The sequence below is a fragment of the Streptomyces sp. TBY4 genome (genome assembly GCF_024213195.1).
Classification (GTDB): domain Bacteria; phylum Actinomycetota; class Actinomycetes; order Streptomycetales; family Streptomycetaceae; genus Streptomyces.
Window position 1 is genome coordinate 55,332 of the sequence record NZ_JANAVF010000021.1, and the last position, 14,355, is coordinate 69,686.

At 71.5% G+C, this 14,355-nt stretch carries 12 protein-coding genes and 1 riboswitch; of the genes, 2 read left to right on the top strand and 10 right to left on the bottom strand.

Annotated features, from left to right (window positions below; genetic code table 11):
• Positions 1-261: 261 nt before the first annotated feature.
• Positions 262-2,214 (top strand): AAA family ATPase, encoded by a 1,953-nt coding sequence (locus NLX94_RS34095; RefSeq protein ID WP_254387101.1) that lies wholly within the window; start codon positions 262-264, stop codon positions 2,212-2,214.
• Between the two features lie 145 nt (positions 2,215-2,359).
• Here NLX94_RS34095 and NLX94_RS34100 read toward each other — a convergent pair whose 3' ends face one another.
• From NLX94_RS34100 to ribD, 10 genes are all read right to left on the bottom strand, one after another.
• Complete coding sequence (locus NLX94_RS34100; protein ID WP_254387102.1) at positions 2,360-3,403, bottom strand: hemolysin family protein; 1,044 nt, start codon at positions 3,401-3,403, stop codon at positions 2,360-2,362.
• On the bottom strand, positions 3,400-4,794 hold the full coding sequence (locus tag NLX94_RS34105; protein WP_254387104.1) for a hemolysin family protein: 1,395 nt from the start codon (positions 4,792-4,794) through the stop codon (positions 3,400-3,402). Before NLX94_RS34105 ends, NLX94_RS34100 begins: the two co-directional genes overlap by 4 nt.
• 200 nt (positions 4,795-4,994) lie before the next feature.
• Entirely contained in the window at positions 4,995-5,459 is a 465-nt protein-coding gene (locus NLX94_RS34110; RefSeq protein WP_254387105.1) for a PH domain-containing protein, read from the bottom strand.
• 100 nt (positions 5,460-5,559) lie between these two features.
• Positions 5,560-6,408 carry an ATP phosphoribosyltransferase gene (gene hisG / locus NLX94_RS34115; protein WP_254387107.1) on the bottom strand — a complete coding sequence of 283 codons (849 nt, stop codon included), beginning with the start codon at positions 6,406-6,408 and terminating at the stop codon, positions 5,560-5,562.
• Between the two features lie 109 nt (positions 6,409-6,517).
• Positions 6,518-6,799 (bottom strand): phosphoribosyl-ATP diphosphatase, encoded by a 282-nt coding sequence (locus NLX94_RS34120; protein WP_250741528.1) that lies wholly within the window; start codon positions 6,797-6,799, stop codon positions 6,518-6,520.
• A 68-nt stretch (positions 6,800-6,867) separates the two neighbouring features.
• Positions 6,868-7,353, bottom strand: coding sequence for a 6,7-dimethyl-8-ribityllumazine synthase (ribH, locus tag NLX94_RS34125; RefSeq protein WP_007262951.1), 486 nt, complete (start codon positions 7,351-7,353; stop codon positions 6,868-6,870).
• Between the two features lie 63 nt (positions 7,354-7,416).
• Positions 7,417-8,715, bottom strand: a complete 1,299-nt coding sequence (locus NLX94_RS34130; RefSeq protein ID WP_254387108.1) for a bifunctional 3,4-dihydroxy-2-butanone-4-phosphate synthase/GTP cyclohydrolase II — start codon at positions 8,713-8,715, stop codon at positions 7,417-7,419.
• Positions 8,712-9,371: a nicotinamide mononucleotide transporter family protein gene (locus tag NLX94_RS34135; protein WP_254387109.1), complete on the bottom strand. Its 660-nt coding sequence runs from the start codon at positions 9,369-9,371 to the stop codon at positions 8,712-8,714. Before NLX94_RS34135 ends, NLX94_RS34130 begins: the two co-directional genes overlap by 4 nt.
• A complete protein-coding gene (locus NLX94_RS34140) occupies positions 9,368-9,991 on the bottom strand; it encodes a riboflavin synthase (protein ID WP_254387111.1) in 624 nt (207 codons plus the stop codon). Before NLX94_RS34140 ends, NLX94_RS34135 begins: the two co-directional genes overlap by 4 nt.
• Positions 9,992-11,092 (bottom strand): bifunctional diaminohydroxyphosphoribosylaminopyrimidine deaminase/5-amino-6-(5-phosphoribosylamino)uracil reductase RibD, encoded by a 1,101-nt coding sequence (ribD, locus tag NLX94_RS34145; RefSeq protein WP_254387216.1) that lies wholly within the window; start codon positions 11,090-11,092, stop codon positions 9,992-9,994.
• 218 nt (positions 11,093-11,310) lie between these two features.
• Positions 11,311-11,441, bottom strand: a riboswitch (FMN riboswitch).
• Positions 11,442-11,818: 377 nt separating this feature from the next.
• Here ribD and NLX94_RS34150 point away from each other — a divergent pair.
• Positions 11,819-14,191: a chitinase C-terminal domain-containing protein gene (locus tag NLX94_RS34150; protein ID WP_254387113.1), complete on the top strand. Its 2,373-nt coding sequence runs from the start codon at positions 11,819-11,821 to the stop codon at positions 14,189-14,191.
• Positions 14,192-14,355 lie beyond the last annotated feature (164 nt).

Below are 14,355 nucleotides of genomic sequence, written 5' to 3' on the forward strand. Positions count from 1 at the left end.
CTTCGTTCTGCCCCCGGACACCCGCGAAACCCCGCCCGGCACTCCTTCCTCGCGGCGCCGCACCGGGCACATCCCGGCCGTTTTCTCACCCTGCGTCACCGTGGATCCTCCGGACGCGCACCCCGCAGGTCTTCGACGCACCCTACGTAAGGTGCGTAACCGCAGGTACGATGCACCCCTGATTTCATCGGCGCAGGGACAACTCGCGTACGCATCGCGGGGGTTGCTGGGCACCACGGGGGCACGCTTGTGGGGGATGTGATGGATTTCGCCGCGCACGGCAGCAGCGCGCACGCCCCGGCCGAACTCGCCTGGCTGCGAGGAGTGGACGCCTGCACGATGGGCGCCTACCCGCAGGCCGAGGAGGAGTTCCGGGCGGCCGTACGACTCGATCCGGCGATGGCGGATGCCTGGCTGGGCCTGCACGCGCTCCGCGTCGACACCACGAACGCGTTACTGCGCATGTACGCCCACCGGGACCGCTTCGGGGAGCAGCGGGCCCGCCACCGGCGGACCCTGAACTCCTGGTACTGGCTGGGCTGGTGGGTGCAGCCCGTCCTGGAGACCAGGCGGGACCTGCTGCTGGCGCACGCCTCGCACTGGCTGGACGGGCGGCACGTCCCCGAGCTGGACCAGGCGCTGGCGGCCCTGCCTCCGGTGGACACCGACCCCCAGGTGCGTTTCCTGCACGCCTGCCGGGCCTACCTGGTCAAGGACTGGGAGCAGTTGGTCCGCTCCACGGAATCGCTGGTCGACGATCCGCTCCTGGGCATCGAGGCGGGCCTGTTCGGCGGGATGGCCCGGGTCCGGCTGGAGATGTACGGGCAGGCCGAGCCGCTGCTGGCGGCCTCCCTGATGCGCTGCCGCAGCGAGCAGCCCCAGCGCAAGGAGCTGCGGTACTGGCTGGCGCGGGCCCACGAGGGGACGGGGCGCAGCGCGGCGGCCCTGCCGCTGTACCGGGCGGTGCACCGGGTGGACCCGGCGTTCATGGACACGGCGGCACGGCTGACGGCGATCGAGGACAGCGAGGACGCCGACGGCCTGGCCGGGTACGCGAGCGGCGCCGGCTACGAGGCCTTCGGCGGGCACGGACCGGCCCCGTCGGGCGGGGACTTCGCGGCGGTGGCGCTGGGCGGCGGCGGTCCGGTCCAGGGCGTCGCCGCCGACGGGCAGCCGGATGCGGATCCGCTGGCGGCGGCCGACCCTCCGGAGCCGCGGCATGGGCCGGGGGCGCCGGGGCCCGGCGCGGGTCTGCCGGCCGGCGTACGGCGCAAGGCCTCGCTGCCCGCCCAGCCGGGACCGGTGGGACTGCCGGCCGGGCCGGCGGATCCGGGGGCGCTGGCCGAGGCGCTCGCGGAGCTGGAGCGGATGGTGGGCCTGGAGCCGGTCAAACGGCAGGTGAAGGCGCTCTCCGCACAGCTGCACATGGCCAGGCTGCGGACCGGGCAGGGGCTGCCGGTGCAGCCGCCGAAGCGGCACTTCGTCTTCTCCGGACCGTCGGGTACGGGCAAGACCACGGTGGCGCGGATCCTGGGCCGGGTGTTCTACGCGCTGGGCCTGCTCGGCGGCGACCATCTCGTGGAGGCGGGCCGCGCGGACCTGGTCGGCGAGTTCCTCGGGCAGACCGCGGTGAAGGCGAACGAGCTGATCGACTCCGCGATCGGCGGGGTGCTGTTCGTGGACGAGGCGTACTCGCTGTCCAACTCGGGCTACAGCAAGGGCGACGCGTACGGCGACGAGGCCCTGCAGGTGCTGCTGAAGCGGGCGGAGGACAACCGGGACCACCTGGTCGTGATCCTCGCGGGCTATCCGGCGGGGATGGACCGGCTGCTCGCCACGAACCCGGGGCTGTCCTCGCGGTTCACCACGCGGGTGGACTTCCCCAGCTACCGGCCGCTGGAACTCACCTCGATCGGCGGGGTACTGGCTGATGCGAACGGGGACCGGTGGGACGAGGAGGCGCTGGAGGAGCTGCGCAGCATCAGCGGGCACGTGGTGGAGCAGGGGTGGATCGATGAGCTGGGGAACGGGCGGTTCCTGCGCACGCTGTACGAGAAGAGCTGCGCTTACCGGGACTTGAGGCTGTCCGGCTTCGCGGGTGATCCCTCGCGGGACGATCTGTCCACCCTGCGGCTGGCGGACCTGATGCAGGCCTACGGCGAGGTCCTGTCGGGCCGCGGGCCCCAGGAACGGCCCGAGCCGCCGCCGTTGTAGGCCCTGCGGGGCTGTCCCCTACCCGCCCTTCCACCGTTCCCCGGGCTGCGCCCGGACCCCATACGTGCGCTCCGCGCCCGTGCCCTCAAACGCCGGGCGGGCTGGATTTGCCGCGCAGCGGCAAATCCAGCCCGCAGGGCCCCCCCTACGCGCTGCGCGCGTACCCGCGGTGGGACGGGTCTCGGACTTCGCCCACCAGGGTTTCCAGGACGTCCTCCATGGCGACCAGGCCCAGGACCCGGCCCGACGGGTCCGCCACCTGCGCCAGGTGGGTGGCGTCGCGGCGCATGACGGTGAGGGCGTCGTCCAGCGGGAGCGTCGAGCAGACCGTGGTCATGCGGCGCCAGACCCGCTGCGGCACCGCCCGTTCCCGGTCCTCCAGGTCCAGGACGTCCTTGACGTGCAGGTAGCCCATGAAGGCACCGCTGTCCGTGCGGACCGGGAAGCGGGAGTACCCGGTGCGGACCGTCAGCTGCTCGATCTGGCGCGGGGTGACGGCCGGGCCGACCGTGACCAGCCGGGCCGGGGGGAGGAGGACGTCGGTGACCGGGCGGCTGCCCAGTTCCAGCGCGTCCTCCAGGCGCTCCTGTTCCACCGGCTCCAGAAGACCGGCCTGCCGGGAGTCCTTGAGCAGGCGGCCGAGCTGGGCGGAGGTGTAGACGGCCTCGACCTCGTCCTTGGGCTCCACCTTGAAGAGCCTCAGGATCAGCGTGGAGCAGGCACCGAGGGCGGTGGTGACCGGTCCGCAGAGCCGTGCGAAGGCGACCAGTCCGGGGCTGAACCACAGGGCCGTCTTCTCGGGGGCGGCCATGGCGAGGTTCTTGGGGACCATCTCGCCGATGACCAGGTGCAGGAAGATCACGGCGGTGAGGGCGACCGCGTAGCCGAGGGGGTGGATCAGGCCCTCGGGGACGTGGGCGGCGTGGAAGACCGGCTCCAGGAGCCGGGCCACGGTGGGTTCCGCGACGGCGCCGAGGGTGAGCGAGCAGACGGTGATGCCGAACTGGGCGGCGGCCATCATGCGCGGCAGGTTCTCCAGCCCGTGGAGCACCTGGCGGGCCCGCTTGGAGCCGGCCGCCAGGGGTTCGATCTGGCTGCGGCGGACGGAGACGAGGGCGAACTCGGCGCCGACGAAGAAGCCGTTGGCCAGGACGAGGAGCAGGGCGAAGACGAGTTGGAGCGCGTTCACCGGCCACCCACCTGGACCAGCTCGGCGGGGGCGGAACGTCCCGCGTCGAACCCGCCGGGGCCCGGTGCGCCGGGGCCCGCGGGGGCGGTGCGCACGAGGCGGACGCGCTCGGCGCGGTAGCGGCGGACCTGGCGCACGGAGAGCTTCCAGCCGGGCAGTTCGGCGCGGTCCCCGGGGGCGGGGATGCGGCCGAGCAGGTCGGCGACGAGTCCGGCGACGGTCTCGTACGGGCCTTCGGGGACCTCCAGGCCTATCCGGCGCAGGGTCTGCACGCGGCAGCTGCCGTCGGCCTCCCAGGACGGGCGGCCGTCCTCGGCGGGTACGGCGGCCAGTTCGGGGCTGCCGTCCTCCGCGAGGTCGTGCTCGTCGCGGACTTCGCCGACGAGCTCCTCCACGATGTCCTCCAGGGTGACGACGCCGGCGGTGCCGCCGTACTCGTCGACGACCACGGCCATGGGCTGTTCGCTGCGCAGCCGTTCCAGCAGCGGCTGCACCGGCAGGGAGCCGGGCACCAGCAGCGGGGCCACGCAGATCCCGCTGACGCTGGTGCGGGCGCGCTCGGACTCGGGCACGGCGAGGGCGTCCTTGAGGTGGACGACCCCGGTGATCTCGTCGATGCGCTCGCGGTAGACGGGGAAGCGGGACAGGCCCGTGGCGCGGGTCAGGTTGAGCACGTCGGCCGCGGTGGCCGTGTGCTGGAGGGCGCTGACCTTGACCCGGGGGGTCATGACCAGCTGCGCCGTGAGCTCGCCGAGCGAGAGGGTCCGTACGAAGAGGTCTGCGGTGTCCTGCTCCAGGGCGCCGGCCTGGGCCGAGTGCCGGACCAGGGAGACCAGTTCGCCGGGGGTGCGGGCGGAGGCCATCTCCTCGGTGGGCTCCACGCCGAGGGCCCGTACGAGCCGGTTGGCGACGGCGTTGAGGCCCGCGATGACCGGGCGGAAGACCCGGGAGAAGGCGTGCTGCGGGCCGGCCACGAAGCGGGCCACCTGGAGCGGCCGGGAGACGGCCCAGTTCTTCGGGACGAGCTCGCCGACGACCATCTGGACGGCGGAGGCGAGCAGCATGCCGATGACGACGGCCACGCCGGGTACGACGCTGCGGGGAAGGCCGGTCGCTTCGAGCGGCCCGGCCAGCAGGGCGGCCAGGGCGGGCTCGGCGAGCATGCCGACCACGAGGGAGGTGATGGTGATGCCGAGCTGGGTGCCGGAGAGCTGGAAGGACAGCTCCCGCAGGGCTGCGACGACCGTGCGGGCACGGCGGTCGCCCTCGGCCGCGGCGCGTTCGGCCTCGGGTCTCTCGACGGTGACGAGGCCGAATTCGGCTGCCACGAAGAAACCGTTGGCGAGGATCAGGGCGAATGCCGCCACGAGCAGAAGTAGCGGGATGGTCATGCCGCCGCCTCCGTGGGGAGGGCGGCGCGTGTACTACCGGACGATCCGTCCATTGCTGGAGGGAGTCACTCCTCGAGTCGCAGGTGCCCGCGGGCCTCGGGGTCCCGGGGCCGGTGGGAGGGCGCGCGGTCGCGGCCCCACACCAGGTTAGTCATTGAGATCGCCGCCGCAATGGGACGCAGCGACGAGGCCGGGCGGGCTCAGTCGTTCTTTGAGCCGGTTCCGTGGGCTTCGGCCAGGGCGCGCAGGGCGCGGGCGTCGCCGATCGCCTGGGCCCGGGCGACCCCGGGCTGGATGCCGAGGGCGGGCAGGCTGGTGCCGTCGCTCAGGTCGAGGAACACCCAGGCGTCGCCGGGGCGGAGGTTGACGCGCAGGATCTGCGCCCACTCCAGGCGGCGGGTGGTGGTGAGGTTGACGACCGTGACCCCGGTCTCGTCGGCGACCACCTTGGGGCGGCTGAGCAGGACGAGGACGGAGGAGAGCAGGACGGCGACGAAGACGAAGCTGATCCGCTCGCCGGGCTGCAGGCGCTCCAGCATCACGGCGATCGTCGTGATGGTGAGGAACATGGCGGCGCCCACGCCCAGCAGGACGGCCCGGGTACGGGTCGGCCGGAAGGTGACCGGCAGGGCGGGCGGTGCGGGCTGGGCGGTGGCGTCGGCCATGTTCGTCAGGTGCCTTCGGGTGGTGCCGGATGGTGAGCCGGGAGGTGAGGGACGCGCCGCGCGGCGGAGCGCGCCGGCGTGTCCCTCGGGGCGGTGTCCGTCAGAGGCGGCAGGCGTGGATCGAGGTGGTGAGGATCGCGCGCGCGCCGAGCTCGTACAGGTCGTCCATGATCCGCTGGGCCTCCTTGGCGGGGACCATGGCGCGGACGGCGACCCAGCCCTCGTTGTGCAGCGGGGAGACGGTCGGCGATTCCAGGCCCGGGGTGAGGGCGACCGCGCGCTCCAGGTGCTCGGCGCGGCAGTCGTAGTCCATCATCACGTAGCTGCGGGCGACCAGGACGCCCTGGAGGCGGCGCAGGAACTGCTGGGCCCGCGGGTCGTCGGGGTCGGTGCCGTTGCCGCGGATGACGACGGCCTCGGAGGTCATGATCGGCTCGCCGATGACCTCCAGTCCGGCGTTGCGCAGGCTGGTGCCGGTCTCGACGACGTCGGCGATGATCTGGGCGACGCCGAGCTGAATGGCGGTCTCGACCGCGCCGTCGAGGTGGACGACGGAGGCCTCGATGCCCTTGTCGGCAAGGTGCTTCGCGACGATTCCCTCGTACGAGGTCGCGATGGTCATCCCGTGGAAGTCCTCGGGGCCCTTCGCGGTGCCGGGGATGGTGGCGTAGCGGAAGGTCGAGCGACCGAAGTTCAGCGGCAGGATCTCCTCGGCGCTGGCGCCGGAGTCGAGCAGCAGGTCGCGGCCGGTGATGCCGATGTCGAGCTTGCCGGAGGACACGTAGATCGCGATGTCCTTGGGGCGGAGGTAGAAGAACTCCACCTCGTTCTCGGGGTCGACGACCACGAGCTCCTTGGACTCCTTGCGCATCCGGTAGCCGGCCTCATGGAGCATCGCCGACGCCGGTCCGGAGAGTGAACCCTTGTTGGGGACGGCGATGCGCAGCATGGGGCTTCCTTTGGTGCGTAGGTGCGAAAGGGTGGTTCTGGTACGGGCGCGCGGACGCCCCGGCAGAGTGTGCCGGGGCCCGCGCGGAGCTGCCGCGGCCTGCGGCGGCCTAGAGGTGCGCGTAGACGTCGTCGAGGGAGATCCCGCGCGCCACCATCATCACCTGGACGTGGTAGAGCAGCTGCGAGATCTCCTCGGCGGCGGCTTCCTTGCTCTCGTACTCGGCGGCCATCCAGACCTCGGCGGCCTCCTCGACGACCTTCTTGCCGATGGCATGGACGCCCTTGCCGACGAGCTCGGCGGTGCGGGAGGTGCTGGGGTCGCCGTTGGCGGCCTTGAGCTGGAGCTCGGTGAAGAGCTCTTCGAAACTCTTGGAGGGTGTGTTCGCCATGATGTCCCTAGGGTACGGGCTCACCCCGGTCCCCCCGTGCCGGGGTTCACTCCTTGGACTGGTGCGGACTAGCGCCAGGGTTCGCTGACGGTCCGCAGGGTCATGGCCGTGGAGACGGCGGCGGTGACCGCTTCGTGTCCCTTGTCCTCGTTCGAGCCCTCGAGCCCGGCGCGGTCGAGCGCCTGCTCGTCGTTGTCGCAGGTCAGTACGCCGAAGCCGACGGGCACTCCGGTGTCGATCGACACCTGCACCAGGCCCTGGGTGACGCCCTGGCAGACGTAGTCGAAGTGCGGGGTACCGCCGCGGATGACCACGCCGAGGGCGACGATCGCATCGTAACCGCGGCCGGCCAGCACCTTCGCGACGACCGGGAGCTCGAAGCTGCCCGGGACGCGCAGCAGGGTGGGCTCGTCGATCCCCAGCTCGTGCAGGGCCCGCAGGGCGCCGTCCACCAGGCCGTCCATGACCTTCTCGTGCCACTGGGCCGCGATCACGGCGACGCGCAGGTCTCCGCAGTTCTTCACGCTCAGTTCGGGTGCGCCCTTGCCGCTCACAGCTCTGCTCCTCGGTGCGATTCGTGCGATTCGTATGGTGTGGGGTGGTACTGACAGATGGTGTTACTGATTGCCGCAGGCGGACGTGGTCGCGGCCCCGTCCAGCCAGGGCAGGTCGTGGCCCATCCGGTCCCGCTTGGTGCGCAGGTAGCGCAGGTTGTGCTCGCCCGCCTCCATGGGCATCGGCTCCCGGTCGGAAACCTTGATCCCGTGGCTGATGAGGGCCGCCGCCTTCTCGGGGTTGTTGGTCAGCAGCCGGACGCTGTGGACCCCGAGGTCGGCGAGCATCTGCGCGCCGGCCCCGTAGTCGCGGGCGTCGGCGGGCAGGCCCAGTTCCAGGTTGGCGTCGAGGGTGTCGCGGCCGAGTTCCTGGAGCTCGTAGGCGCGCAGCTTGGACAGCAGTCCGATGCCGCGGCCCTCGTGGCCGCGCAGGTAGACGATCACGCCGCGGCCGGCCGCCTGGACCCGCTCCATGGCGGTGTGCAGCTGGGGGCCGCAGTCGCAGCGCTGCGACTGGAAGATGTCCCCGGTCAGGCATTCGGAGTGCATCCGGACCAGGACGTCCTCGCCGTCGCCGATCTCTCCGTGGACGAGGGCGACGTGCTCGACGCCGTCGGCGGTGGAACGGAAGCCGTACGCGGTGAAGTGGCCGAACGTGGTCGGCAGGCTGACCTGGGCCTCGCGGCGGACGGTCGGCTCGGCGGAGCGGCGGTAGGCGATCAGGTCCTCGATGGAGATGATCGTCAGACCGTGCTTGCGGGCGAAGGGGATCAGCTCGGGCAGCCGCAGCATCACCCCGTCCTCGCCGGCGATCTCCACGATGGCGCCGGCCGGGCGCAGGCCCGCGAGGCGGGCGAGGTCGACGGCGGCCTCGGTGTGGCCGTTGCGGGTCAGGACGCCGCCGAGCTTGGCGCGCAGCGGGAAGACGTGCCCGGGGCGGACGAAGTCGGCGGGGCCCGAGACCCCGTCGGCCAGCAGCCGCAGGGTGGTGGCGCGGTCGGCCGCCGAGATGCCGGTGGTGACGCCGTGGGCGCCGCTCGCGTCGACGGAGACGGTGAAGGCGGTCTGCATCGACTCGGTGTTGTGCTGGACCATCTGCGGGAGTTCGAGCCGGTCCAGCTCGTCGCCCTCCATGGGGGCGCAGATCAGGCCGCGGCACTCGCTCATCATGAACGCGATGATCTCGGGGGTGGCCATCTCGGCCGCGATGACGAGGTCGCCCTCGTTCTCGCGGTCCTCGTCGTCGACGACGACCACCGGGCGGCCGGCCGCGATGTCGCGGATGGCCTGCTCGACGGGGTCGAGCCGGAAGGTCTCCGCTTCGACGTCGGGCACGGGCTTCAGGACGGGGTTCGGGGTCATGCCGTTGCTCCTTCCAGAGCCGGGGCGGCGGAGGTGGTGGTGCGCGAGCGCTGGTACCAGTCGTAGGCGCCCCAGACGACGAGGGCGAAGTACACGACGTAGACGAGGCCGGAGAAGGCCAGTCCGCTGTTGAAGGCGAGGGGTACGCCGACCAGGTCGACGAGGAGCCAGGCGAACCAGAACTCGACCAGGCCGCGGGCCTGGGCGACCATCGCGACGATGGTGCCGACGAAGATGTAGGCGTCGGCCCACGGGCTCCACGACAGGCTCGGGTAGAGGGTGAACAGTCCGCCGACGGCCAGGGTCCCGGCGGCCGCGCCGGCCAGCAGCAGGCCGCGCTCCTTCCAGGTGGCGGTGCGGACGGCGATGGAGCCGTCCTGGGCGTCCTGCTTGCCGCGCTGCCAGGCGCGCCAGCCCCACGCGGCCACGCCGATGACGAGGAGCTGCTTGCCGACCCCGCCGGAGAGGTGGGCGGTGGCGTAGGCGCCGACGAGGATCAGGCCGGAGAGGAGCTGGGCGGGCCAGGTCCATATGGAGCGCCGCCAGCCGAGCGCGAGGGCGCCCAGGCCGATCAGGTTGCCGATCATGTCGGACCAGATGACCGTCTGGCCGAAGACCTCGAAGGCCTCGGTGTTGAGCCAGGCCAGGGCGCTCACTGGGCCGTCTCCTGGGGGTGCAGAGGGTCGACGCCGGCGGCCAGCAGCCGCTCCACGTACTTGGCGAGGACGTCCACCTCGAGGTTGACCGGGTCGCCGGGCTTCTTGATGCCCAGGGTGGTCAGCGCGAGGGTGGTGGGGATGAGGCTGATGGTGAACCAGTCGGCGGCGGCCTCGACCACGGTGAGGCTGACGCCGTCGACCGTGATGGAGCCCTTCTCGACCACGTAGCGGGAGAGGTTCGCCGGGAGGGCGACCTTGACGATCTCCCAGTGCTCGGAGGGGGTCCGGTCGAGGATCTCGCCGGTTCCGTCCACGTGCCCCTGGACCAGGTGGCCGCCGAGCCGTCCGCCGAGCGCCATCGGGCGCTCCAGGTTGACCCGGGAGCCCTGGGTGAGGGCGCCGAGGCTGGAGCGGTTGAGGGTCTCCTGCATGACGTCGGCGGTGAACTCGCCGTCACCGGTCTCCACGACCGTCAGGCAGACGCCGTTCACGGCGATGGAGTCGCCGTGCTTGGCGTCCTCGGTGACGACCGGGCCGCGCAGGCGGAAGCGGGAGGCTTCGGCGAGTTCCTCGACGGCGACGACCTCGCCCAGTTCTTCGACGATTCCGGTGAACACTCAGTGCTCCTTGAGGGCTGTGAGGGCGGTGGGGGCGGAAGGGGCCGACTCGGGGACGGCGGTGACGCGGATGTCCGTGCCGATGCGGACGGTTTCGGTGATGCGGAGCCGGAGCGCGTCGGCGAGGGTGCCGATGCCGGCGTCGGCGAGGGCGGCGGGGCCCGCGCCGAGGAGGACGGGGGCGAGGTAGCCGACGACCTTGTCCACGGCCCCGGCGGCGACGAAGGCGCCGGCCAGGGTGGGGCCGCCCTCGAGGAGGACGGAGCGGATGCCGCGCCCGTACAGCTCGCGCAGCAGGGCGTCCACGGAGATCCCGTACTTGTCGTACGGGAGCCGGGCCAGCTCCGCTCCGGCGAGGTGGCGGGTGTCGGCGTCCTCGGCGACCGCGATCAGGGTGGGCGCAGCCTCGTCCAGCACCCGGGCGGTGGGCCGGATGGTGGCGTGCGTGTCCAGGACCACGCGCAGGGGCTGGTCGGCGGCGGTGAAGCCGTCGATCCCGCGCACCGCGAGGTGCGGGTCGTCGGCGCGCAGGGTGCCGGAGCCCACGACCACGGCGTCGGATTCGGCGCGCAGCCGGTGGACGTCGGCGCGGGACTCGGGGGAGCTGATCCAGCGGCTGGTGCCGTCGGCGGCCGCGATGCGGCCGTCGAGGGTCGCGGCGTACTTCCACAGGATGTACGGGCGGCCCAGGCGCACGGAGGTCAGCCAGGCGGCGTTGCCCGCCGCGGCCTCCTCGGCGAGGAGACCGGCCGCGGTGTCGATCCCGGCGGCGCGCAGGGTGGCTCCCCCGCCGCTGGCCTGCGGGTTCGGGTCGGAGACGGCGTAGACCACGCGGGCGATCCCGGCGGCGATCAGGGCCTGCGCGCAGGGCCCCGTACGGCCGGTGTGGTTGCAGGGTTCGAGGGTGACGTAGGCGGTGCCGCCCCGGGCCGCTCCGCCCGCGGCGTTCAGGGCGTGGACCTCGGCGTGCGGGCCGCCGGCCCGCTCGTGCCAGCCTTCGCCGACGACGGTGCCCGAGGCATCGGTGATGACGCAGCCGACGACGGGGTTGGGGCTGGTGGAGCCGAGTCCGCGGGCGGCGAGCTCGATGGCTCGGCGCATGGCGCGGGCGCCCTCGTCGGGGCTTGCGTGCGCGGCGTGTGTCGCCACCGGGTCCTCCTGCCTCATCGGGCACGGACTCCGGGGCCTGTCGGGATACGACAGATGAAGCGGGTAGCACACGCGGGGACGCCGAGGCCGGAAGAACGGTCCGTTGCGACGGCATGCCCCGAGGGGTGTGCCGATGGACCGCCGACGGCGGCGTACCGGTGACTGGCCCGCCGCGCACTGCCTCCCATCCGGACTTTAACCGTCGGTCCAGGAATTTCACCTGGTCAACCGGCCGCTGGCTGCGGACGGGTCGCGGACTATAACCGCCGGTTCGGAATTACACCGACCCCGGAGTGCGCTGCTACTGGTACTGAAGCCAGTGTGCCACGGGTGATCGGCGGCCATGCGGGTGAGTCAATGTGGCCTGGGTCACACATTCGGTCGATCTTGGGCGCGTCCGTTGCGCCGTTCGGCCGACCTGACAGCGAGCCCGGCGACGGCTTGACGGGAGCTTGACGACGGCTTGACGGGACCTTGAACGGGCCTTGAACGAACCGCGCCGCCTCTTGCCGGATCGCGCACTTTGGTCCAGACCTATTGACGGGTTGGTCTAGTCCTCTTAACGTTCCCTTCATCTTCCCCGGGAGACAGCCCGTCAGATGTGCGCACGTCACGGGCCAACACGCACCACGTTCCAGCCTGTTGTGTCCTGCCATCCTCCCCTCCCCAGGAGGCACAATGCTGTCCCCCACCAAGACGAGAGCCATGCTCCTGACGTCCGGCGCCGCAATCGCCGGTCTGCTGGTCGCGGGCCTCTCCTCCGGCGTCTCGCACGCCGCCGACAACGAGTCCTGTCGCCCCGACGGTCTGTACAAGACCGCGGGCGTCGACGTCCCGTACTGCTCGGTCTACGACGCCGAGGGCCGCGAGAAGATGGGCGCCGACCACCAGCGCCGCGTCATCGGCTACTTCACCGGCTGGCGCACCGGCAAGGACGGCACGCCCTCCTACCTGCCCCACAACATCCCGTGGTCCAAGGTCACGCACCTGAACTACGCCTTCGCCCACGTGGGCAGCGACAACAAGATCTCGGTCGGGGCCGACGGCGTGAACAACTCCGCCACCGGGATGACCTGGCCGGGCGTCGCGGGCGCCGAGATGGACCCCGCGCTCCCTTACAAGGGCAATTTCAACCTGCTGAACAAATTCAAGAAGCAGTACCCGAACGTCAAGACGCTGATCTCGGTCGGCGGCTGGGCGGAGACCGGCGGCTACTTCGGCGACGACGGCAACCGCGTCGCGTCGGGCGGCTTCTACTCGATGGCCACCAACGCCGACGGCTCGGTCAACCAGGCCGGCATCGACACCTTCGCGGACTCCTCGGTCGAGTTCATCCGCAAGTACGGGTTCAACGGCGTCGACATCGACTACGAGTACCCGACCACCATGAAGGACGCGGGCAACCCGCTGGACTGGCAGCTGGCCAACGCCCGCCGCGCCGGTCTGGTCAAGGGCTACGACGCCCTGATGAAGAGCCTGCGCGAGAAGCTGGACCGGGCCGGCGCCACCGACGGCAAGCACTACCTGCTGACCGTCGCCGCCCCCTCCTCCGGCTACCTGCTGCGCGGCATGGAGACCTTCCAGATGCAGAAGTATCTGGACTACGTCAACATCATGTCCTACGACCTGCACGGCGCCTGGAACGAGTACGTCGGCCCCAACGCCTCGCTGTTCGACGACGGCAAGGACGGCGAGCTCGCCGCCGCGGGCGTCTACGGCAGCCAGCAGTACGGCGGCGTCGGCTACCTCAACACCGACTGGGCCTACCACTACTTCCGCGGCTCCATGCCGGCCGGCCGCATCAACATCGGCCTGCCGTACTACACCCGCGGTCACAAGAACGTCCAGGGCGGCACCGACGGTCTGTGGGGCAAGGCCTCCGCGACCACCTGCCCGGCCGGCGCGGGCCTGACCAAGTGCGGTGACGGCGCGACCGGCATCGACAACCTGTGGCACGACAAGGACACCAACGGCGTCGAGTCGCCGGCCGGTTCCAACCCGATGTGGCACGCCAAGAACCTCGAGAAGGGGATCGTCGGCGACTACGTCACCAAGTACGGCTTCCCGGCGAACACCACGCTGACCGGCACCTACGCCCGCAAGTACGACTCGACCCTGGTCGCGCCGTGGCTGTGGAACGCGCAGAAGAAGGTCTTCCTCTCCACGGAGGACGAGCAGTCGGTGGCGGCCAAGGCCGACTACGTGATCGACCGCGGCATCGGCGGCACGATGGTCTGGGAGATGGCGGGCGACTACAGCTGGAACGCCGCCAAGGGCCAGTACGAGATGGGCGACACGCTCACCTCGCTGATGTACGACAAGTTCAAGGCCGCTTCCCCGTACGGCGCCAAGAAGTCCAACACCGCCCTGCCGACGCAGGCCGTGGACATCAAGACGGAGTTCACCGAGTTCAAGCTCGGCGACTCCAACTACCCGATCACCCCGAAGCTCAAGATCACCAACAACACCACGGCGACCCTGCCGGGCGGCACGGAGTTCCAGTTCGACTACTCCACCGCCGCTCCCGCCAACGCCTCCGACCAGTCGGGCTTCGGCACCAAGGTGATCAAGAGCGACCACACCGGCAGCAACGTCGGCGGTCTGAAGGGCGACTTCCACCGGGTCTCGCTGAAGCTCCCGGCGTGGCAGACGCTCGCCCCGGGCGCCTCGGTCGACCTGGCCTTCAACTACTACCTGCCGGTGTCCACGCCCTCCAACTGGACGGTGAACATCTCCGGCACGACCTACGCCCTCGCCGGCGACCTGGCGCGCGGCATCACCGTGGTCCAGCCGGGCGGCACCACCACCCCGCCGACCACGCCGCCCACCACCCCGCCGACGACTCCCCCGACCACCCCGCCCACCACTCCGCCCACGACTCCTCCGGGCGGCACGTGCACCAACCCGGCGTACGTGGCGGGCACGGTCTACAACAGCGGCAACGTCGTCTCGCACCAGGGCCGCAACTGGAAGGCCCAGTGGTGGACGCAGAACGAGACTCCCGGCACCACCGGCGAGTGGGGCGTCTGGAAGGACCAGGGCGCCTGCTGACACCCCCGGGGTGACCGCGTAGGTGAAGAGAGGTGAGGACCCGGTGGCCCGGCGGCCACCGGGTCCTCGCGTTCCCCGGGCCGGCCCGGGATCTCGCGGAGTCCCCCGACTCCCCCGGTTCGCAGGGCTGTACGGTCCCAGGTTGCGGGCTCGCACGGGAGCGC

Coding starts and splice junctions, on each gene's coding strand:
- NLX94_RS34110 (WP_254387105.1), bottom strand. CDS start 5,459: ATGGCCGACGCCACCGCCCAGCCCGCACCGCCCGCCCTGCCGGTCACC.
- NLX94_RS34105 (WP_254387104.1), bottom strand. CDS start 4,794: ATGACCATCCCGCTACTTCTGCTCGTGGCGGCATTCGCCCTGATCCTC.
- ribD (WP_254387216.1), bottom strand. CDS start 11,092: ATGCGCCGAGCCATCGAGCTCGCCGCCCGCGGACTCGGCTCCACCAGC.
- NLX94_RS34095 (WP_254387101.1), top strand. CDS start 262: ATGGATTTCGCCGCGCACGGCAGCAGCGCGCACGCCCCGGCCGAACTC.
- NLX94_RS34150 (WP_254387113.1), top strand. CDS start 11,819: ATGCTGTCCCCCACCAAGACGAGAGCCATGCTCCTGACGTCCGGCGCC.
- NLX94_RS34120 (WP_250741528.1), bottom strand. CDS start 6,799: ATGGCGAACACACCCTCCAAGAGTTTCGAAGAGCTCTTCACCGAGCTC.
- hisG (WP_254387107.1), bottom strand. CDS start 6,408: ATGCTGCGCATCGCCGTCCCCAACAAGGGTTCACTCTCCGGACCGGCG.
- NLX94_RS34130 (WP_254387108.1), bottom strand. CDS start 8,715: ATGACCCCGAACCCCGTCCTGAAGCCCGTGCCCGACGTCGAAGCGGAG.